Below are 20,619 nucleotides of genomic sequence, written 5' to 3' on the forward strand. Positions count from 1 at the left end.
GTCAAAACTTCTAATTTGAGCCGGTTCACACTTTTCGATGAAAATGACTGAAAATTTTCATGACGAGTTATGTAGACTGGCCGCCGCAATCTAAGAGGCACGTGTACTACATGACTGATATTCAAACCACTTTTGCTGATCTGGGCCTGAACGAATCCATCCTGTCTGCTCTTAACGACATGGGATACGTCAAGCCGTCACCGATCCAGGCTGAGTGCATTCCGCACCTGCTGGCTGGCCGTGACGTGCTGGGTATGGCACAGACCGGTAGTGGCAAAACCGCGGCATTTTCTCTGCCGCTGCTGAATAACATTGATCCAAATTTGAAAGCACCGCAGATTCTGGTGCTGGCACCGACCCGTGAGCTGGCGGTGCAGGTTGCTGAAGCAGCAACTGAATTCTCCAAACATATGCGTGGCGTAAACGTTCTGGCCCTGTACGGCGGTCAGCGTTATGACGTACAGCTGCGTGCCCTGCGTCAGGGCCCACAAATTGTGGTGGGCACACCGGGTCGTCTGCTCGACCACCTGAAACGCGGTACGCTTGATTTGTCAAACCTGCGTGGTCTGGTGCTGGACGAAGCCGACGAAATGCTGCGCATGGGCTTTATTGAAGACGTCGAAACCATCATGGCGCAGATCCCGGAAGGTCATCAGACTGCTCTGTTCTCTGCCACTATGCCGGAAGCGATTCGTCGTATTACCAAGCGTTTCATGAAAGATCCGCAGGAAGTGCGTATTCAGTCCAGCGTGACGACTCGCCCGGACATCTCTCAGTCTTACTGGACCGCTTATGGTCGTAAAACTGACGCACTGGTACGTTTCCTTGAAGCAGAAGACTTTGATGCTGCGATCATCTTCGTACGTACCAAAAATGCAACGCTGGAAGTGGCCGAAGCGCTGGAGCGCAGCGGTTACAACAGCGCTGCGCTGAACGGTGACATGAACCAGGCACTGCGTGAGCAGACGCTGGAGCGTCTGAAAGATGGTCGTCTGGACATCCTGATTGCGACCGACGTTGCTGCCCGTGGTCTGGACGTTGAGCGTATCAGCCTGGTTGTAAACTATGACATCCCGATGGACGCAGAATCTTACGTTCACCGTATCGGCCGTACCGGCCGTGCGGGTCGTGCAGGCCGTGCGCTGCTGTTCGTTGAGAACCGTGAGCGTCGTCTGCTGCGTAACATCGAGCGCACCATGAAACTGACCATTCCGGAAGTTGAACTGCCGAATGCCGAGTTGCTGGGTGAGCGTCGTCTGGCTAAATTCGCGGCGAAAGTTCAGCAGCAGCTGGAAAGCAGCGATCTGGAAATGTACCGTGCTCTGTTGAGCAAAATGCAGCCGGAAGAAGATCTGGATATCGAAACCCTGGCTGCGGCACTGCTGAAAATGGCACAGGGCGAGCGTCCTCTGATCGTACCTGCTGATGCACCGCGTCCGCCGCGTCGTGAGTTCCGCGATCGTGATGATCGTCGTGACAGCCGCGATTCACGTGATTCACGTGGCCCGCGCGAAAGCCGTGATGGTGATCGTCCGCGTCGTGAGCGTCGTGATGTTGGCGAAATGCAGCTGTACCGCATTGAAGTGGGCCGTGATGATGGTGTTGAAGTTCGTCATATCGTGGGCGCGATCGCTAACGAAGGTGACATCAGCAGCCGTTACATCGGTAACATCAAACTGTTTGGTACTCACTCCACTATCGAGCTGCCGAAAGGCATGCCGGGCGAAGTTCTGCAACACTTCACCCGCACGCGTATTCTCAACAAACCGATGAATATGCAGCTGCTGGGCGATGCACAGCCACACGAACGTGGTGAGCGCAGCGAGCGTCGTAGCGGTGGTCGTGACTTCGGTGGTGAGCGTCGTGGCAACCGTGAAGGTGGCGCACCGCGTGGTGAAGGTCGTGAAGGCGGCCGCCGCTTCTCTTCTGAGCGTCGTGAAGGCGGACGTTTCAGCCGTGAAGGTAGCCGTGGCCCGCGTCGCGAAGAAGCGGGCGCATCAGCACCGCGTCGTCGTGACATCTAAGCGATAAACGCTAAAAACAAAATGGGACGCCTTGGCGTCCCATTTTTTTTCTTATCGACTATACGCCGCCAGCAATCAGAACCCGTTCACCGCTGACATAAGCAGACTCCTCCGAGGCGAGGAACAACGCGACCTGCGCCACATCCTCCGGCAAGCCAAAACGCCCCAGCGGTGTCGCCGCGATTAACTGTGCTTTCAACTCCGGATGCATCTTCTTCGCTGCCAGCAAACCTTCAGTCAGGATAATGCCGGGTGCCAGGGCATTGACGCGGATATTGCGCGGTCCAAGTTCACGTGCCAGACCCTGCGTCAGGGTATCAATTGCGCCTTTGGTCGCAGCCCATAACACCGAACCTGGCGTGCTGCGTTGACTGTTCAGCGCGCTCAGATTGATGATGCAGCCACCGCGCGACGGAAAATGTTGTGCCGCCCGCTGGCAAACCAGCAGCGTGCCGAGCAGATTTACATTCAGCTGCTGTTGCATCTCAACGACGCTTAGCGCGGTAAAATCACCATGATGAAAAATGCCTGCGTTGTTGACGACAATATCCGGTGCGCCGAATTGCTCAATACAGGTCGCAAAGAGTCGGGTGACATCGGCTTCACGTGAGATATCGGCTTGCACGGCAATGGCCTCGCTACCGATGGCGCGAATATCTGCGACCACGTCAGCCGCACCGACTTCATCCTGACGATAATTAACTACCAGCCGGGCGCCGGCCGCCGCGAAAGTCATGGCGATAGCGGCACCAATGCCTTTCGACGCGCCCGTAACCAGCGCAATTTTGCCTTCAAGTGCTTTCATTGTGCCTCTCCACCTGAGGTTTCGGGGAAGCATAAGAATGCGCTGTCCATACAATCTATAGGTAGTGCAATCCTGCAAGCTTTTTGCACGATCCTGCAAATCTCCGTCTCAGGGAGAAGGCGTAACAACAACGTCAGGTTAGAATAACGACTTAACGATTTCTCATCGCGGAGCGCTCAACGCATGATTCATCAGGAACAGTGGCAGCAACTGGTTGCCATGATAGCTCGCCACGCCCCGGCTGATGGCCGCCATCACAGTGCGATCGATTTTCTCTCTTTTGGCCGCAGTTCACGACCAACCAGTCTGGCCCATGTTGCTACCTGGGCCAGCTTTGCGCTGGTGGCGCAGGGACAGAAGGCGCTGCGCATGGGCGATGATGTGATGCACTACGGTGCGGGTGATTTGCTGTTGGTGACGCTGGATATGGCGGTGCAATCCTGCGTGGTGATGGCGACGGAGGAGAAACCCAATCTGGGCGTCGGCATCGCTATCAATGAAACACGTTTGATGCGCTATCTGGAGCATTTTCCCTTGCATCAGGTTGGCACGACTGCGATGAATGAGCGCGGCATCACGGTACATAAAGTTGCCCCGCCGTTAGTGGATGCGGTGATTCGCCTGATTGAACTGTTGGATCAGCCACAGGACATCGCGGCACTGGCACCGTTGATTGAACAGGAAATTTTCTATCGTTTGCTGACCGGGCCGGAAGGGCCGCGCATTCTGAATATGGCGTTGGCGGAACGTCCGGGCAACAAAGTGGCGCGCGCGGCGCGCTGGCTGCGAGAAAACTTTCACCAGCCGCTGAAGATGGATAAATTGGCCAGCAACGTGGGGATGAGCATTTCGTCGCTGCACCATCATTTTAAAGCCGTTACCGCCATGACGCCGATGCAGTATCAAAAGCAGTTACGTTTGAATGAAGCGCGGCGCTTGATGTTGATGGAAAAACTGGATGCTGGCACGGCGGGCTATCGGGTGGGGTATCAAAGCGCTTCACAGTTCAGCCGTGAATACACTCGCTTTTATGGCCAGTCGCCGGGCCGGGATATTCGTCAGATGGCGGTGGGCGCGGAAGCGTACCCACCGCAATAACCGTTACAACGAGCGGGCGGCTTCCATCGCGAGCGCGAAGGAGCGCAGACGTGCCTGCGTATCGAAAATCTGGCCATTCACCATGATTTCATCCGCCTGAGTTTCACGCAGCAACGCTGTGAGGCCGTGACGCACTTTATCGCTATCCCCGACGATCGACATGCTCAGCGCCTGTTGCACGCCATACTGCTCGGACGGCGACCACAGATTGTCCATATTCTCCACCGGGGCCGGGAGTGGGCCAGGCTTGCCACGACGCAGATTAATAAACTGCTGCTGCATCGAGGTGAACAGGAAGCGCGCATCCCGTTCGCTGTCGGCGGCAACGACGTTGACGCATACCATTGCGTAAGGTTTTGCCAGGCGTGCTGAAGGCTGGAACTTCTCGCGGTACAGTTGCAATGCCTGGAACAGCAGGTCCGGGGCAAAATGCGAGGCGAAGGCAAATGGCAGGCCAAGCTGTGCTGCCAGCTGGGCGCTGTAGAGGCTGGAACCCAGCAGCCACACCGGGATTTTTGAACACAGGCCAGGCACCGGTTGCACCGGCGGGCATTCACCGACTTCGGCGTCAAACCAGTTGATCAGCTCCACGACATCATCGGGGAAACTATCGGCCTGCGCACTTGAAAGATGACGCCGCAGCGCCAGCATGGTGCGCTGATCGGAACCCGGCGCACGACCCAGACCCAGATCAATACGACCCGGATAGAGCGATTCCAGGGTGCCAAACTGTTCGGCAATGACCAGCGGTGAATGGTTCGGCAACATAATGCCACCCGAGCCGAGCCGCAGGGTTTCGGTGTTAGCAGCCAGATAGCCAATCAATACCGAGGTTGCCGCACTGGCAATACCGGTCATATTGTGGTGCTCTGCTAACCAGTAGCGATGAAAGCCAAGGGCTTCAGCCTGACGGGCCAACGCCAGCGAATTCTGGAACGCATCGCGTGGCGTTGAACCCTGTGGAATAGGAGCCAGATCCAGCACGGACAGGCGAACAGGTTTTTTCTCAGACATGGGCACTCCAAATAAGTATGGCGCAGGTGTTCATCAAGCCTGCGCCATCCAGTATTACGCATCAGTACCCATATTAAAACTGCTAATAACCGCAGGAATATAGCCGGAACGTGCCTTTCAGCGGTCCGTCGTATCCAGCACCATTCCGGCGAGACGTCGCCAGTAACCGTTGCTGTCGCTGCCACGTGCTACCATCAGGGGCGCTTCACCGGCTTCGTTGGCGCGGAAGCGATCCACATCCTCCAGCGTGTTTTCATCCTGTGGCGATAAACGCACAATGTCGACCCAGTTATGCATACCGGGCAGGTCATTGCCGAGATTGTAGCAGTAGCCGCTCATGGTCTGGATGCCATTGAGCACGAACACCTGCTGCCCCTCCTGCGATAGCACGCGTCGGCCATTGGGATAGTCAATGCAGCAGGTCTGGCAATCGTCTTTGGCGCGATTTTCCGAGCGGGCGGTAAAGCAGCGTGCCGATAACGCCAGCGGCAGATGGCCGTAACCGAGCACCTCCACCTCAAAGCGGTCGCGTACGCCAGCCGCATTGCACTGCTGCAACAGCTGGATCAGCCAGTCGCGCGACATCTCCACCGGGATGCACCAACGCGTCATACCTTCTTTCAGCAACAATTGCAGCGTTTGTGCGTTGTAGACGTTGAGCGTCGGGCCAGCCACAAACGGCAACTGGCGTTCAGCCGCCATATTCACGGTGCCAATATCATTGGCTTCAATCAGGAACTCGCCGTTTTCCACATAACGACGCAGTTCCTTCAGTTCCGATGGCGATTGCAGCAGCGCCAGGGTACTGATCACCACCTGCTTGCCGTGCTGTGCCAGCGCCCGCCCCATCTCCATCCATTGCGCGAAAGGGGTGGCGCGACGTTTGCTGCATACCGCTTCTCCCAGATAAACAATTTCTGCGCTGGATTGCGCGGTACGCTGATAAAAGTTTTCCAGCTTGTCACTGGGCCAGTACCACAGCACCGGTCCGATTGCGTATTTCATGTTGACTCCTTACTGCCAGTCGCGATGGTAAGCGCCGAGCGTGGTCTGGCTACCTTCAGAAAGTTCCCCCAGCGCCTGCATCCACGGGGCCTGCACGGTGTACTGTTCCGGTGCGGAGACACAACGATCGATGGCCTGCCGCCACACTTTCGCCACCTGTGCCACATAGGCCGGGCTGCGCTGGCGGCCCTCAATCTTCACCGAAGCGATACCGGCACGCAGCAGGTCCGGCAGCAGCGACAGGGTATTCAGGCTGGTGGGTTCTTCCAGCACGTGATAACGCTGGTCATCGACTTCATAACGCCCCTTACACAGAGTGGGATAACCGGCGCCCTCATCAGGACCGTAACGGTCAATCAACACTTCATTCAGGCGTGATTCCATGCCATTTGGTGTCTGCTGCCAGCGCACGAATTTGGCGGGTGAGCAGGCTCCGGCGCTGTTGGGCGACTCCCCCGTCAGCCATGAGGAGAGATAGCAACGGCCTTCAGCCATGATGCACAGGCTGCCAAACGCGAACACTTCAAGTGGCACCGGCGTTTCACGCGCCAGTTGTTTCACCTGATGCAGCGACAGCACGCGTGGCAGCACCACGCGATGCAGCTGAAAATGGCGGTGATAAAAACGGATCGCTTCCAGATTGGTGGCTGAAGCCTGTACCGACAGATGGCGTTCAACCTGCGGATAGTGCTTCGCTGCATATTCCAGCGTGGCGATATCCGCGAGAATCAGCGCATCCGCGCCATTCTGGGCGGCAATATCAATCGCCTGCTGCCAGCGGTTCATGCCATCGGGATGGGCAAAGGTATTAATCGCCACATGCAGTTTGCGCCGATGCTGGTGCAAATAGCGCGCCGCTTCAGCCAGTTTTTTGTCGGTAAAATTAAGGCCAGCAAAGTGGCGGGCATTGGTGTCGTCTTTCAGGCCGACATAAACGGCGTCGGCGCCATGCTCCACCGCCGATTTCAGCGCAGGCAGATTCCCCGCCGGGCACAGCAGTTCCATACATTTTCCTCCCCCAGGTTCTGAACGGCGTTGAGTGTAGGTAAGCCCTCGCCGCAGAATGTTGATTTAAGGCAGTGAAACAGCCAATGGTGATGCAGAGTGCAGATTTTTCGCACAACCAGACTGCGAATTCCTTGATCTCAGTGGATGCGAAGCCAAACGGTTGTGGCAGAATAGGTAAAATTTTCTAAAGGGAGTGCAGATGGTGTTTACTCGCTTATGTGGCCTGGTTGTTGAAAAAGGGCCAAAATTCCTAGCCTTACCGGTTTCACTGACCCCTTTCGCATTGAAAAAAGCCGTTTTGCAACAACTCCTAAACTGGCAATTTCGCCATGCTTTGGCTGAAGGTGAGTTAGACTTTCTGGAAGGGCGTTCCCTGGGGATCGAAATCAGCGATATCAATTTACGCTGGATGACCACCCTAAAGGACGGGCGTCTGACCGTTTCGCGCGATGCTGAGGCCGATGTCTGGTTTCGCGGCGAAGCTAACGATCTGTTGCTGGTGGCAGCACGCAAAGCGGACCCCGACATGTTGTTCTTTCAACGCCGCCTGGTGATTGAAGGCGACACGGAGCTGGGACTGGAGGTGAAAAACCTGATGGATGCCATTGAACTGGATGCCATGCCCACGCCGTTGCGGACGGGTTTGCTGCAGCTGGCTGCCTTTGTTGAGGCAGGACTGAAACAGGACGCGAAGGCCAGTGAGTCGCGCGCGGGGATCTCATGTTGATTCGTACTGAAATTGGTGTTGATGCCGCAAGCATCGACACCCTGTTAAAGCGCTGTTTTGCCAGCGCCGCCGAAGCGGAACTGGTACAACAGTTGCGTGAAGATGGTTTGCTGACCCTTGGCGTGGTGGCGAGCGATGATGAAGGCCAGGTGCTGGGTTATGCCGCATTTAGCCCGGTGACCTTGCAGGGTGAGGATCGTGGCTGGGTGGCACTGGCACCGCTGGCGGTGGATGAGAGCGTACGTAAACAGGGCATCGGTAAACAGCTGGTGTATGAAGGGCTGGATGCGCTGAACGAATTTGGTTACAGCGCAGTGGTGGTGCTGGGCGACCCGGCTTACTACAATGCCTTTGGCTTTGAACCGGCAGCGCGCCATGGTTTACATTGTCGCTGGACCGGTTCGGAAGCGGCGTTTCAGGTGTACAAGCTGGCCGACGATGCGTTCGCCGGGGCCGAAGGGCAGATCGATTTTGCCGAGCCTTTCAATCGCTTTGCGTAAACCAGCCAGCCAGGTTGAGCGGTTGTTGCGCGACCAGTTGTAACTTTTGCGCCCGGCTTAACTGCTTTACCTGGTACTCAAGCCGTGATGCGGCGGCGTGATCGCCAGCATCACAGTGAAATACCAGTGTCAGCGGGCCTTTGCCGCGTAGCGATCGCGCCCCGCGTCCTTGCTGATGCTGCTGTAAACGCCGGTTAACATCCGTTGTGATGCCGGTGTAAAGCATGCCTGCGGCGGTTTGCAGCATATAAAGCTGCCAGCCCTGCTCCATATGACTAACCTCAGAAAAATTGCTGGCAGGCAGTGTAGCGCGCATCAGGCGTTGCCGCTATCGGTCAGCACAGGCCGCTGGCCTGCCAGGGAGTTCGATTGTGTCCGACCATTCCCATCTGATGCGCTACCTGAAGAAACAGCATGCGCTGTCGCTGTGTGCGACCGACGGCGACGATCTCTGGTGCGCCAACTGCTTTTATGTTTTTGATGAATCCCGCATGGTGTTCTGGCTGATGACCGAGCCAGACACCCGTCATGGTCAACTGATGTTGGCGAATCCACGCGTGGCTGGCACTGTCAACGGCCAGCCTAAAACCGTGCTGCTGATTAAGGGCGTGCAATATCGTGGGCATATCCAGCGCCTGAGTGATGAAGCCGAGCGGCAGGCGCGTCATGCCTATCAGAAACGTTTCCCGATTGCGCGCGCTGTCACGGCCCCGCTATGGGAAATTGTGCTGGAAGAGGTGAAGATGACGGATAACGCGCTGGGATTTGGCAAGAAAATTGTCTGGCAGCGCGAGGATTAAATGCTTGCTACCCTCTATCCGTAGCGGCGCGATTTATCGCGCGGTTTCGTGCACCTTGCAGGAAAAAAACGCGCGATAAATCGCGCCGCTACAAGGTTAATCCGTCGTGCTCCCGGTACGGCATTCGTTATTCGGTCTGAATACGGAATCCTGCTATGACTCAACTCACTTCAACTGCTGCGGTAACGCGTTTTGCCTGGTGGAAGCCCCTGCTGTTTCTGCTGGTGGTGATTATTGGCCTGTGGTACGTCAAATGGCAGCCGTATTACGGCAAAGCCTTCACGGCGGCAGAGACTCACTCCATCGGTAAATCGATTCTCGCTAACGCGGATGCGTCCCCCTGGCGTGCCGCGCTGGATTACGCGATGGTTTATTTCCTGGCGGTGTGGAAAGCGGCGGTGCTTGGCGTGCTGCTGGGATCGCTGGTGCAGGTGCTGATCCCACGTAGCTGGTTGCTGCGTCTGATGGGCAAGAACCGTTTTGGCTCGGCGCTGGTTGGCACCGGGCTGGGATTACCCGGTATGATGTGCAGCTGTTGTGCGGCTCCGGTGACTGCCGGGTTACGCCAGTCGCAGGTCTCCAGCGGCGCAGCGATGGCATTCTGGCTGGCAAACCCGGTGCTGAACCCAGCCACCCTGATTTTTATGGGTTTTGTCCTTGGCTGGCAGTTTGCAGCGATTCGCCTGGTGGCGGGGATCATCATGGTGTTGGGTATTGCCTGGCTGGTACAACGCAGCGTACCGCAAAAAGTCGGTGCCCTTGAGGCCAGGGCGGCAGTTCCTCCGGAGGAACCCTTCCTCCAGCGTTGGCTGCGGGTGTTGTGGCGGCTGTTCTGGAACACCATCCCGCTGTACGTGGTGGCGGTGCTGCTGCTGGGGGCCGCGCGCGTCTGGCTGTTCCCGCATGCGGATGGCGCGGTGGGTAACACGCTGTTCTGGGTGGTGGTGATGGCGGTGGCGGGATGCCTGTTTGTCATCCCAACCGCCGCAGAGATCCCGATTGTGCAGACTATGATGCTGGCGGGGATGGGCATCGCGCCCGCGCTGGCATTGTTGCTGACGTTACCTGCGGTCAGCGTCCCCTCATTATTGATGTTGCACCGGGCATTTCCGACTCGCGCCTTGTGGATAGCCTTGCTGGGCGTAGCCTTCAGCGGGATGCTGGTTGGCGTGATCGCCCTGTGGCTGGCGTAAATACCAGATGTTCTGATTGCGGCTGCCGCGCCACAGCAGCCGCGCATCTTTCTCCGCTTCGATAAAACGTCCATCAATCAACACGTCGATTTCGGCGATCACTTCCCGCTGGGCAGCGCTCAGCTCTGCTAACTGGTAGCCGGTCCACAGCCAGATATCCTTGTCCGGGCACTCGCGTCGTACTCGTTTCACCAGGCGGCGGATGTGCGGCACATTATGAGGATGCAGCGGATCGCCGCCACTGAGCGACAATCCCTGGCGGGGAATGCGCCGATCCTTGAGATCGGCGATTAACTGTTCTTCCATCGCCAGCGTGAAGGGCACACCGGAATCCAACCGCCAGGTGCTCTGGTTGTAGCAGCCGCGGCATTGGTGTTCGCAACCCGCAACAAACAGCGTGCAGCGCGTGCCCGGCCCGTTAACGATATCAACGTCATAATAGCGATGGATATGCATCATCCCAGCTGTCCCGTATCCAGATGTTTCACGCGGCGCTGCACCTCTTCCTGTTTACCGGCGTTGAACGGGCGCGCATCCGGGCTGCCGAGGTAGCCGCACACGCGACGCGTCACCGATACCCGCGCCGGATCGTGATTGCCGCAGCACGGGCAGGTAAAGCCTTTGCTGGTGCAACTGAACTCGCCGCTGAAGCCGCATTCATAGCATTCATCAATCGGCGTATTGGTGCCGTAGTAGGGAACGCGGTCGTAGCTGTAATCCCAGACATCTTCCAGCGCCCTGAGGTTGTGCTGGATATTGGGATACTCGCCATAACAGATAAAACCGCCGCTAGCGATCGGTGGGTAAGGGGCTTCAAAGTCGATTTTGTCGTACGGATTGACCTTCTTCTCGACGTCGAGATGGAAACTGTTGGTGTAATAACCTTTGTCGGTGACACCTGGCACCACGCCAAACTCGGCAGCATCAAGGCGGCAAAAACGGTCACACAGGTTTTCACTGGGGGTGCTGTACAGGCTAAAGCCATAGCCGGTCTCGGCCTTCCATGCATCAACTGCGTTGCGTAGATGAGTGACGATCGCTACCCCTTTAGCGCGCAGATAATCGGCGTCATACGGATGCACTTCGTTACCGCTCAACGCATTGAGGGTTTCATGCAGGCCGATATAGCCGAGGGAGATGGAGGCTCGCCCATTGCGGAAAATCGGCCCAATATCGTCATCGGCTTTCAGGCGCACGCCGCAGGCACCTTCCATATACAGAATCGGCGCGACGCGTGCCTTGGTTTTTTCCAGCCGGGCGATACGGGTCATCAGCGCACGTTTTGCCAGCGCCAGGCGTTCATCCAGCAGCGACCAGAAATGCGCTTCATCACCTTTGGCTTCCAGGGCAATGCGTGGCAGGTTGAGGCTGATTACGCCAAGGTTATTGCGTCCTTCGTGGATTTGTTTGCCATTCTCTTCGTAGACACCAAGGAAGCTGCGACAACCCATCGGGGTTTTAAACGAACCGGTGACTTGCACCACCTGGTCGTAATTGAGGATATCGGGGTACATCCGCTTGCTGGCGCACTCCAGCGCCAGCTGCTTGATGTCATAATTGAGATCGCCTGCGCGGCGATTGATCCCTTCACGGATGGCAAACACCAGCTTCGGAAACACCGCAGTTTTGTGGTTCTTGCCCAGCCCGGCAATACGGTTGCGCAGAATCGATTGCTGAATCAGCCGTGCAGCCCAGTCGGTGCCGAGGCCAAAACCAAAGGTGACAAACGGCGTTTGTCCATTGGCGGTATGCAACGTATTGACTTCGTATTCCAGCGACTGGAAAGCGTCGTAGCACTCTTTTTCGGTACGCGCGCGGGCATAAGCCTCGGGGTCGGCGATCTGCCATTCGAGTGCCACTGCGCGATGTTTTTCCAGGCTCAGGGTGACAAAGGGTGCCAGCACTTCATCGATGCGATTAATGGTGGTGCCACCGTAAATATGGCTGGCAACCTGGGCGATGATCTGCGCGGTGACGGCGGTAGCGGTGGCGATCGATTTGGGCGGTTCGATCTCGGCATTGCCCATTTTGAAACCATTGGTCAGCATGCCGCGCAGATCGATCAGCATGCAGTTAAACATCGGGAAGAAGGGCGAATAATCGAGATCGTGGTAGTGGATCTCACCACGCTCGTGCGCCAGCACCACATCGCGCGGCAGGATCTGCTGCTGCGCGTAATGTTTGGCGACGATACCTGCCAGCAAATCGCGCTGGGTGGGGATCACCTTACTGTCTTTGTTCGCGTTCTCGTTCAGCAGGGCGGCATTGGTTTGTTCCACCAGGCCACGAATGGCATGGTGCAGTTTTCCGCGCTGTTCGCGTGCCAAATCGCGATCGTGCCGATATTCAATATAGGCGCGCGCCAGTTGCGGCCACGGGCCGCTCATCAGCGTTTCTTCTACCGCACATTGAATGTCGCGGATATCTACCTCATGGCGCGCCGCCAGTTGCTGTTCAACTTCTGCCGCAACCTGAGCACACCAGGCCGCATCGTTCACCTGCGCTGCACTGGCCGCAGCCTGTACGGCGCTGGCGATACGCTGTGCATCGAACGGAACTTTGCAGCCATCACGCTTAATCACTACCGTTGCCATTTACCCTCCATGAAACTACATGTTGTGATTTTTACGAAGTGTAATCGCTACATATGGTGTTTGCGTGGGAATTAATTGCAGGGTTTTTGATATGGCGCAAAGAAGCGATAAGGAAGTTTGAAAGGCGCGCAATCGGCAACGCTGACTAAACTGAAAAAGTTTTAACCCACCCATAGTTCCGGTTTTCGCCACTTGATGTGCGACGCGAAACAGGTTTAATGGGCCTTTTGCCCGATTTGGTTCGTCAATATTTCACAAGGATGCCCTTCATGCCTCTGCAACGAACGCTGGTTGCCTGTTGTTTGTCCCTGAGTTTTTCCGCTTTCGCGACACCGGCGGGCGACCTGCCGCTGATGCCCTGGCCGCAACAGATTGAGCTGCCCCGTAGCGGCGGTGCTTATCAGCTTACTCCGCAACTGACGCTACACATATCGGGGGACCATCTGGAAGGGGCGCAGACGCGCTGGCTGAGGCGCATCGCGCGGCAAACTGGCTGGCCGCTGTTGCCATCGGATGCAACGGATGAAAAGGCGACCATCCGTGTGCAAATCAAGGAAGCGGTAGATCCCTTACCACAGCCGGACAGCGACGAAAGCTATCATCTGGTGGTAGACAGCGATGGTGTATTGCTGCAGGCGCAGACGCGCTTCGGTGCCATGCGGGGTATGGAGACGTTGTTGCAATTGATTGAGAACAGCGAAAGCGGCACGGTGATCCCTTATGTCACCATTGATGATCAGCCGCGTTTTGCCTGGCGTGGTTTGTTGATCGATTCTGCACGTCATTTTATGCCGGTGGAGACCCTCAAACGTCAGATTGATGGCATCGCGGCGGCCCGTATGAATGTCTTTCACTGGCATCTGACTGATGATCAGGGTTGGCGTTTCGCTTCCAGTCACTACCCGCAGTTGCAGGACAAAGCCAGCGATGGCCGCTACTACACCCAGCAGCAGATGCGTGAGGTGGTGCAATACGCCACGCAGCGTGGTGTCCGCGTCGTCCCGGAAATCGATCTGCCAGGCCATGCCTCGGCGATCGCTGTAGCGATGCCGGAGCTGATCAGTGCACCGGGGCCGTACGCAATGGAGCGCGGTTGGGGGGTATTTAAGCCGTTGCTCGATCCGAGCAATGAACAGGTGTTTACGTTTATCGATACGCTGGTGGGGGAGGTGGCGGCGATCTTCCCGGATCCGTATCTGCATATTGGCGGTGATGAGGTGGATCCTTCGCAGTGGAATGATTCGCCAGGAATTCAGCAGTTTATGCGCGATCACGGATTAAAGGATGCCCATGCGTTGCAGGCCTGGTTTAATCAGCGGGTGGAAAAAATTCTTGAAGCGCACCAGCGTCGGATGGTGGGCTGGGACGAAATCTATCATCCCGATCTGCCGCGCAGCATTCTGATCCAGTCGTGGCAGGGACAGGATGCGCTGGGTGAGGTGGTGAAAAACGACTATCGCGGTATCCTCTCCACCGGCTTCTACCTCGACCAGCCGCAGCCTGCGGCTTACCACTATCGTAACGAACCTTTCCCGCAAGGGCTGAATGGCCAGGATCAGGTACAAGCAGATGAACAGGCGCAGAGCTGGGAATTTACCCTGCCACGTCTGAAAGGCAGCGCGGTGAAGGGCAGTTTCACGCTGATTGAGGGCAAAGAGGGGTGGCGGGGTTTTATCGACTTTAACGGTAAGGCGCGGCGTCTGGTGAACCATGTTGACTGGCTGTCTTCCGGCCAGGTGACGTTCCGGGTAGATAGCTGGATGGGGGAAGTGCAGCCGGTAGTAACGTTGACGGGTAACAAATTGACCGGATATATGCTGGTGGGCAATGTGCGTTATCCCACTGAAGGCAGCCGTCTGGCGCAAATACCGGCGGGTATTGCGCCCTCGCTGCCCACCCCGCAGCAGTTGCGAGACAACCTGCAAGGGGGGGAAGCGGCGCTATGGGCAGAAAACGTCAATAGCCAGATTATTGATACCAAACTGTGGCCGCGAACCTTTGTGGTGGCGGAGCGCCTGTGGTCCGCTGCTGACGTGAATGACAGCGATAACATGTACCAGCGGCTGAACGCCATCGACCGCTGGAGTACCGTGTCAGTCGGGCTGCAACAGCATCAGCAGGCGGAGGTGCAGATGATGCGTCTGGCGAACAGCACCGACATCACTCCGTTGCGCGTGCTGAGCGAGGTGCTGGAACCCGCGCAGTATTACACACGGCAGCATCTGAAGTTTCAGGCGGGTCACTACAATTATTTCGAACCGCTGAACCGTCTGGCTGATGTCCTGCCCGCTGAGAGTGAAGCGGTGCGTTTGCTGGATAAGCAGGTGGATGCGTTGATCGCCAATCGTGACAACCACCAGGCAGCCAATGTGATTCGCCAGCAATTACAACGCTGGCTGAGTAACAGCGATCGGGTGATGCCGCTGACATTGCACAACTATCAGCTGCATGCGTTACAACCGCAGGTACAGCAAGTTGCCGTACTTTGCCGCATGGGGCTGGATTTGGTGGCGACGCTGGAGCGCAATCAGGCGTATGGCGCAGGTGATGTGGCGCAGATGCAGGTGAAACTGGATGCCGCCGCCCAGGTGCAGGACGAAACGGTGCTGGCTCTGGTACGCCCATTGGAAAAACTACTGCGTTCTGTCAAATAACCAGGAATGTAACGGCGTGATTTACACGCCGTTACGGACCATCAACGACGAATGGCGATGGCTTCGATTTCGATTTTCACATCTTTCGGCAGACGCGCCACTTCGACACAAGAGCGGGCCGGGAAGCTGGCGTTATGCTCGGTGAAGAACGCTTCATAGGTGGCGTTCACGGTCGCGAAATCATTCAGGTCTTTGACAAACACCGTGGTTTTCACAATGTCGCCCACTTTCAGGCCCGCGGCTTCAACAATCGCCTTCACGTTTTCCAGCGACTGACGCGCCTGAGCTGACACATCGTCAGCCACTGCGCCAGTTTGCGGATCAACCGGGATCTGGCCGGAGGTGATGATCATGCTGCCGAGATCCACGCCCTGTACGTACGGACCAATCGCTGCCGGTGCTTTTTCGGTACTGATTTCGCGAGACATTGTTTCTCCTTAAGAAAGTGTACCGCCAGCATCGCCAGCGGCATGAAAATATCGCCCCATTATAGGGGCGATGCCGACGATTACCAGTGACCGAGCACCACGTGGTGCGCAAACTCTTTCTCGCAATATTTGCACTTCAGGTGCACTTCATCGTCACGCTTTTTCACGGCAAAACTGGAGAACACCGGCTCGCTGCGGCTGATGCAGTTGCCGTTCGGGCAGGTGAGCACGCGCTCGATGCGATCCGGTAGCGTGGGGGCGATCTTCGCCACGACTTCATATTCATCGATACGGTTGACCGTTGCATGGGGTGCATACACCGCTAACTGGTTGATCTGATCATCGGTGAGAAAGGTGTTCTCGATCTTGATCAGATCTTTACGTCCCATTTCGCCAGACGGCAGATTCAGGCCAATGGTGATGCGTTGATCGGTTTCGGTCAGGCGAAACAGCGACAATAATTTAAAGCCTACCTGAGCCGGAATATGGTCAATCACCGTGCCGCGTTTAATGGCTTCGACCTGCAATTTGTTATCGTGTGTCATGCTGTTTTCCTCCTTACAGAGCCAAATCGCGATTCAGGACCAGTGCCAGCAATGCCTGGCGGGCGAAGATGCCATTACCGGCCTGCTGGAAATACCAGGCATGCGGTGTACTATCGACATCGGTGGTGATCTCATCAATACGCGGCAGTGGATGCAGAACCTTCATATTATCGCGCGCGCCGACCAGGTCGCTGGCGCGCAGAATAAACTGCGCTTTGACGTTGGCGTATTCCGACGGGTCGAGACGCTCTTTCTGTACGCGTGTCATGTAGAGGATATCCAGTTCTGGCATCACTTCTTCGATGCTGTCATGACGCGACCAGTGGATGTTTTTCTCATCCAACATATCGGTGATGTAGGACGGCATTGCCAGGGCATCGGGGGCGATAAAGAAGAAGCGATTGCCATCGAACTTCGCCAACGCCTGGGTCAGGGAGTGCACGGTGCGGCCATATTTCAGGTCGCCGACCATCGCCACATTCAGGTTGTCCAGACGGCTCTGGGTTTCGCGAATGGTGAACAGATCCAGCAGGGTCTGCGTCGGATGCTGGTTGGCACCGTCCCCGGCGTTGAGAATTGGCACGCCGCCGGAAAATTCGGTGGCGAGGCGGGCCGCACCTTCCTGCGGATGGCGCATCACAATCGCATCGACATAGGTGCCTATCACCGAAATGGTGTCGGCAAGGGTTTCACCTTTCTTACCGAGCGAGGTGTTGCTGCCGTCAGCAAAGCCGACTACCGAGGCACCGAGACGATGCATGGCGGTTTCAAACGACAGACGAGTACGCGTTGAGGCTTCAAAGAAGCAGCTGGCGATAACGTTGTGTTTCAGCAACTCCGGCTGCGGATGCGCCTTGAGCTGTGCAGCGGTATGCAGTACCAGCTCAAGCTCGTCGCGGCTGAGATCGTTGATTGAAATAATGTGCTTACGATATAGCGGGTTGGCCATAGCTCTCTCCTCTGCGCTGCCGGATGACGGACAAAAAAAAGCCCCTGCTTAAGGGGCTTGATTTGTGATCGATTGATGACGGAAAGAAACAGGTGCGCCGCCAGCTTTCTGGCGTAATTGAGCGTCAAATTGTGCGCTGCGCTGTTGCATGCTTCCTCCCGGCAAATTGTGGCGCATTATACGCATTCACTGATTTGCATCAAGCAGAAATCGCACGTGAAGTAATCGTTTGCTTCGTGAGCTTTTACGGCTGGCCCAGAGTGGCAACCATGACTGCCTTAATGGTATGCATGCGGTTTTCTGCCTGGTCAAACACAATGCTGTGCGCCGATTCAAACACTTCATTGCTGACTTCCATGCCGTCGCTCAGGCCATACTGTTCGGCCATCTGACGTCCCAGCGTGGTTTGATCATCATGGAATGCAGGCAGGCAGTGCAGGAATTTCACCTGTGGGTTGCCGGTCAGCGCCAGCATCGCACTGTTCACCTGGTATGGGCGCAACAGCGCGATACGATCGGACCACACTGATTTGTCTTCTCCCATCGAGACCCACACGTCAGTGTAGATGAAATCGGCACTCTGCACGCCGGCGGCAATATCTTCGGTCAGCGTGATTTTTCCGCCGGTTTTCTGGGCTGCGATCTGGCACTGCTCCACCAGTTGTTCTTCCGGCCAGCAGCCTTTCGGTGCCACCAGGCGCAGATCCAGTCCGACCATAGCAGCCGCTTCCAGCATGCTGTTGCCCATGTTATTGCGCGCGTCACCAACGTACACCAGCGTCATCTGGTTCAGCGATTTTTGCGGCAGATGTTCCTGCATGGTGAGCAGATCCGCCAGCAGTTGGGTGGGATGGAATTCGGTGGTCAGACCGTTCCACACCGGCACACCGGCATGCTCTGCCAGGGTTTCCACCAGTGCCTGGCCGTAGCCGCGATATTGAATACCGTCATACATGCGTCCCAGCACACGCGCGGTGTCTTTCATCGATTCTTTATGACCGATCTGGCTGCCACTTGGGCCGAGGTAAGTGACGTTAGCACCCTGATCGTAAGCGGCAACTTCGAAAGAGCAACGGGTACGGGTCGAGTCTTTTTCGAAGATGAGCGCGATGTTTTTACCTTTCAGGTACTGTGTTTCGCTGGCGTTTTTCTTTGCGTGTTTTAATTCACCGGCCAGTTTTAACAGGTAATCAATTTCTGCTGGGGTGAAGTCCAGCAATCTCAGGAAATGGCGTTGGTTCAGCTGACTCATACAGCGCTCCGTGTGGACATCATAAATGAATTAAAATTCAATCTAACCGGATGAATATGCATTTTCAACCCCGGCGTTAAGAAACTTTCTGTTTTGAGTAGTGGCGCGCGAGGCAGTGTGGGAAAATAATTGCATTCATTGCCGAACATTTTGAGGACATCCCTATGGCATACGAAGCATTGCTGGAAGAACAACGCGAAGAGACGCGGTTGATCATTGATGAATTACTGGAAGATGGCAGCGATCCGGATGCGCTGTACACTATTGAGCATCATCTTTCCTGCAACAATTTTGACTCGCTGGAAAAAGCGGCGGTGGATGCCTTCAAGCTGGGCTACGAAGTCACCGAACCGGAAGAGTTGGAACTGGAAGATGGTAGCACGGTGATGTGTGTCGACATCCTGAGCGAAGCCGCGCTGAAACCCGAGCTGATTGATGCTCAGGTGGAGCAACTGGTGAACCTGGCGGGCAAATACAACGTCGATTACGATGGCTGGGGCACCTACTTCGAAGACCCGGACGCGGAAGACGAAGATGACGACGGCGACTTCATTGATGATGAAGACGACGGTGTGCGTCACTAAGCATGAACGGGCGGCAACTTTGCTGCCCGTATTTTTTCCCCGCAGATAAAGACATTCATGAATTACGCCTCACTATTAGCACCTATCTATCAGTTTCTGCATTGCCGCACACCGCAGGCGTGGATCGATGAAGCGCGCAAGCCAGAAAACCTGACGCTGCTACTCACCGATCATATGGTCTGTGAGTTGAAAGCGGCGCAAACCGCCGTCTGGCTGATTCGTAAATATGTGGCTGATAAGCCCAGTGGTGATGCCATCCTCGCGTGGCTGACACCCTACGAAGATTTTATTTTTGGTGAAGATCACGACAGCAACTTCATCAACGCCCATAAAAATCTGACCAAAAGCATCATCGTGCGTAACGAGCTGCCGTGGGCGGATGATCTGGTGGAAAAGATGGTGCTGCTGATTAAAGAAGAGTTGCACCATTTTTATCAGGTTTGGGAAATCATGCAGGCGCGCGGTTTACCGTATCGCAAAATCACCGCCAGCCGTTACGCCAAAGGGTTGCTGCGTGAAGTCACCACCCATGAGCCGGATACGCTGGTGGATAAGCTGATTTGTGGTGCTTACATCGAGGCGCGTTCTTGTGAACGTTTTGCCAGCCTGGCACCGTATCTGGATGAGCAACTGGAGAAGTTTTATATCTCGCTGCTGCGTTCTGAAGCGCGTCATTATCAGGATTACCTGACATTGGCGGCACAGATTTCACCGAAGGATATTGCGCCACGCGTACGCGCGATTGGTGAGACAGAAGGGCGCTTAATCAGCGAGCCGGACACCGAGCTGCGTTTTCACAGCGGCGTGCCGGCCTTCTAAAACCCGCGCGATAAATCGCGCCGCTACGGCGTTGTGCAACGTGTCTGGCACTCTTTCCTGCCGCATGATTTGTAGCGGCGCAATTTATTGCGCGGTCAATTGCTGTGTTAAAGGGTACGCAGCATGCGTACCTCACAATCCACATGCCCGGTGCAACCCATCGCGTCTTCAATCAGCGTGAATCCCAGCGATTCATATAACTTGATGGCGCGCGTCAGGCTGGCGGTGGTTTCCAGATAGCAGCGACGGAAGCCCTGCTGGCGTGCGTAATCCATCGCGCGCAGCGCCAGGTCGCGTGCCAGGCCGAAGCCGCGTGCTTCCGGCAGAAAGTACATTTTCTGCAATTCACAAATATCGGGCGCACTGCACGCCAGGGGGGCCACGCCACCACCGCCCAACACCTTCCCCTGATGCTCGACAATCCAGTAGGCGCTGTTTGCCTCGCTATACAATTCAAACAGCCGGTCCAGATGAGGATCGGAAACGGTATAGCCCTTGTCAGCAGTCAGGCCGAATTCGGCAGATACATCGCGTATTACCCGAGCAATCAACGGATTATCGGCTGCGGTAATTGGACGTACCTGAAGATTCAGTGGGGTGACAGTGGTCATTAGCATCTC

At 56.1% G+C, this 20,619-nt stretch carries 22 protein-coding genes; 10 read left to right on the forward strand and 12 right to left on the reverse strand.

Going from position 1 to position 20,619, the window contains the following annotated elements; translation table 11 throughout:
* Nucleotides 1-37: 37 nt before the first annotated feature.
* A complete protein-coding gene (yrbN, locus tag AC6I8W_RS02735; protein ID WP_100229640.1) occupies nucleotides 38-94 on the forward strand; it encodes a protein YrbN in 57 nt (18 codons plus the stop codon).
* A 16-nt stretch (nucleotides 95-110) separates the two neighbouring features.
* Nucleotides 111-2,024 carry a DEAD/DEAH family ATP-dependent RNA helicase gene (locus tag AC6I8W_RS02740; protein WP_497836875.1) on the forward strand — a complete coding sequence of 638 codons (1,914 nt, stop codon included), beginning with the start codon at nucleotides 111-113 and terminating at the stop codon, nucleotides 2,022-2,024.
* Between the two features lie 58 nt (nucleotides 2,025-2,082).
* On the opposite strand, the gene AC6I8W_RS02745 is transcribed toward AC6I8W_RS02740, so the two are convergent.
* On the reverse strand, nucleotides 2,083-2,829 hold the full coding sequence (locus AC6I8W_RS02745) for an SDR family NAD(P)-dependent oxidoreductase (protein WP_497836876.1): 747 nt from the start codon (nucleotides 2,827-2,829) through the stop codon (nucleotides 2,083-2,085).
* A 183-nt stretch (nucleotides 2,830-3,012) separates the two neighbouring features.
* On the opposite strand from AC6I8W_RS02745, the gene AC6I8W_RS02750 reads away from it, so the two are divergent.
* On the forward strand, nucleotides 3,013-3,927 hold the full coding sequence (locus AC6I8W_RS02750; protein ID WP_497836877.1) for an AraC family transcriptional regulator: 915 nt from the start codon (nucleotides 3,013-3,015) through the stop codon (nucleotides 3,925-3,927).
* A gap of 3 nt (nucleotides 3,928-3,930) precedes the next feature.
* On the opposite strand, the gene AC6I8W_RS02755 is transcribed toward AC6I8W_RS02750, so the two are convergent.
* From AC6I8W_RS02755 to ubiU, 3 genes are all read right to left on the reverse strand, one after another.
* Nucleotides 3,931-4,941, reverse strand: coding sequence for a luciferase-like monooxygenase (locus tag AC6I8W_RS02755; RefSeq protein ID WP_497836878.1), 1,011 nt, complete (start codon nucleotides 4,939-4,941; stop codon nucleotides 3,931-3,933).
* Nucleotides 4,942-5,058: 117 nt separating this feature from the next.
* A complete protein-coding gene (locus tag AC6I8W_RS02760; RefSeq protein ID WP_497836879.1) occupies nucleotides 5,059-5,946 on the reverse strand; it encodes a U32 family peptidase in 888 nt (295 codons plus the stop codon).
* A gap of 9 nt (nucleotides 5,947-5,955) precedes the next feature.
* Nucleotides 5,956-6,951 carry a ubiquinone anaerobic biosynthesis protein UbiU gene (gene ubiU, locus AC6I8W_RS02765; protein WP_497836880.1) on the reverse strand — a complete coding sequence of 332 codons (996 nt, stop codon included), beginning with the start codon at nucleotides 6,949-6,951 and terminating at the stop codon, nucleotides 5,956-5,958.
* A 202-nt stretch (nucleotides 6,952-7,153) separates the two neighbouring features.
* Here ubiU and ubiT point away from each other — a divergent pair, with 202 nt between their 5' ends.
* On the forward strand, nucleotides 7,154-7,681 hold the full coding sequence (ubiT, locus tag AC6I8W_RS02770; protein ID WP_497836881.1) for a ubiquinone anaerobic biosynthesis accessory factor UbiT: 528 nt from the start codon (nucleotides 7,154-7,156) through the stop codon (nucleotides 7,679-7,681).
* Nucleotides 7,675-8,181: a GNAT family N-acetyltransferase gene (locus tag AC6I8W_RS02775; protein WP_497836882.1), complete on the forward strand. Its 507-nt coding sequence runs from the start codon at nucleotides 7,675-7,677 to the stop codon at nucleotides 8,179-8,181. The genes ubiT and AC6I8W_RS02775 overlap by 7 nt, the downstream gene beginning before the upstream one ends.
* Here AC6I8W_RS02775 and AC6I8W_RS02780 read toward each other — a convergent pair.
* Entirely contained in the window at nucleotides 8,165-8,452 is a 288-nt protein-coding gene (locus tag AC6I8W_RS02780) for a GIY-YIG nuclease family protein (RefSeq protein ID WP_497838094.1), read from the reverse strand. The genes AC6I8W_RS02775 and AC6I8W_RS02780 overlap by 17 nt on opposite strands.
* 100 nt (nucleotides 8,453-8,552) lie before the next feature.
* Between AC6I8W_RS02780 and AC6I8W_RS02785 the strand changes: the two genes are divergently transcribed.
* Both AC6I8W_RS02785 and AC6I8W_RS02790 read left to right on the forward strand, forming a co-directional pair.
* Nucleotides 8,553-8,981 carry a YhbP family protein gene (locus AC6I8W_RS02785; protein WP_497836883.1) on the forward strand — a complete coding sequence of 143 codons (429 nt, stop codon included), beginning with the start codon at nucleotides 8,553-8,555 and terminating at the stop codon, nucleotides 8,979-8,981.
* Nucleotides 8,982-9,136: 155 nt separating this feature from the next.
* Nucleotides 9,137-10,174 (forward strand): permease, encoded by a 1,038-nt coding sequence (locus AC6I8W_RS02790; RefSeq protein WP_497836884.1) that lies wholly within the window; start codon nucleotides 9,137-9,139, stop codon nucleotides 10,172-10,174.
* Here AC6I8W_RS02790 and nrdG read toward each other — a convergent pair.
* Nucleotides 10,067-10,633, reverse strand: a complete 567-nt coding sequence (gene nrdG / locus AC6I8W_RS02795; protein WP_497836885.1) for an anaerobic ribonucleoside-triphosphate reductase-activating protein — start codon at nucleotides 10,631-10,633, stop codon at nucleotides 10,067-10,069. The genes AC6I8W_RS02790 and nrdG overlap by 108 nt on opposite strands.
* Complete coding sequence (nrdD, locus tag AC6I8W_RS02800) at nucleotides 10,630-12,768, reverse strand: anaerobic ribonucleoside-triphosphate reductase (protein WP_497836886.1); 2,139 nt, start codon at nucleotides 12,766-12,768, stop codon at nucleotides 10,630-10,632. Before nrdD ends, nrdG begins: the two co-directional genes overlap by 4 nt.
* Nucleotides 12,769-13,037: 269 nt before the next feature.
* Between nrdD and AC6I8W_RS02805 the strand changes: the two genes are divergently transcribed.
* Nucleotides 13,038-15,422, forward strand: a complete 2,385-nt coding sequence (locus AC6I8W_RS02805) for a beta-N-acetylhexosaminidase (protein WP_497836887.1) — start codon at nucleotides 13,038-13,040, stop codon at nucleotides 15,420-15,422.
* Between the two features lie 41 nt (nucleotides 15,423-15,463).
* Here AC6I8W_RS02805 and ridA read toward each other — a convergent pair whose 3' ends face one another.
* From ridA to argF, 4 genes are all read right to left on the reverse strand, one after another.
* Nucleotides 15,464-15,850 carry a 2-iminobutanoate/2-iminopropanoate deaminase gene (gene ridA, locus AC6I8W_RS02810; protein ID WP_021185758.1) on the reverse strand — a complete coding sequence of 129 codons (387 nt, stop codon included), beginning with the start codon at nucleotides 15,848-15,850 and terminating at the stop codon, nucleotides 15,464-15,466.
* Nucleotides 15,851-15,930: 80 nt separating this feature from the next.
* Nucleotides 15,931-16,395, reverse strand: coding sequence for an aspartate carbamoyltransferase regulatory subunit (gene pyrI / locus AC6I8W_RS02815; protein WP_021185759.1), 465 nt, complete (start codon nucleotides 16,393-16,395; stop codon nucleotides 15,931-15,933).
* A 13-nt stretch (nucleotides 16,396-16,408) separates the two neighbouring features.
* Complete coding sequence (gene pyrB / locus AC6I8W_RS02820; RefSeq protein ID WP_013507723.1) at nucleotides 16,409-17,344, reverse strand: aspartate carbamoyltransferase; 936 nt, start codon at nucleotides 17,342-17,344, stop codon at nucleotides 16,409-16,411.
* Between the two features lie 244 nt (nucleotides 17,345-17,588).
* A complete protein-coding gene (gene argF / locus AC6I8W_RS02825; RefSeq protein ID WP_497836888.1) occupies nucleotides 17,589-18,596 on the reverse strand; it encodes an ornithine carbamoyltransferase in 1,008 nt (335 codons plus the stop codon).
* A gap of 164 nt (nucleotides 18,597-18,760) precedes the next feature.
* On the opposite strand from argF, the gene rraB reads away from it, so the two are divergent.
* Together rraB and miaE are read left to right on the forward strand one after the other, a co-directional pair.
* Nucleotides 18,761-19,180 carry a ribonuclease E inhibitor RraB gene (rraB, locus tag AC6I8W_RS02830; protein ID WP_013507725.1) on the forward strand — a complete coding sequence of 140 codons (420 nt, stop codon included), beginning with the start codon at nucleotides 18,761-18,763 and terminating at the stop codon, nucleotides 19,178-19,180.
* A gap of 57 nt (nucleotides 19,181-19,237) precedes the next feature.
* A complete protein-coding gene (gene miaE, locus AC6I8W_RS02835) occupies nucleotides 19,238-19,999 on the forward strand; it encodes a tRNA isopentenyl-2-thiomethyl-A-37 hydroxylase MiaE (protein WP_497836889.1) in 762 nt (253 codons plus the stop codon).
* Nucleotides 20,000-20,106: 107 nt separating this feature from the next.
* Here the strand turns inward: miaE and AC6I8W_RS02840 are convergent, their stop codons facing one another.
* Nucleotides 20,107-20,610 (reverse strand): GNAT family N-acetyltransferase, encoded by a 504-nt coding sequence (locus AC6I8W_RS02840; RefSeq protein WP_497836890.1) that lies wholly within the window; start codon nucleotides 20,608-20,610, stop codon nucleotides 20,107-20,109.
* Nucleotides 20,611-20,619 lie beyond the last annotated feature (9 nt).

The organism is Pantoea sp. X-Soil-TKNS-1211 (genome assembly GCF_059730495.1).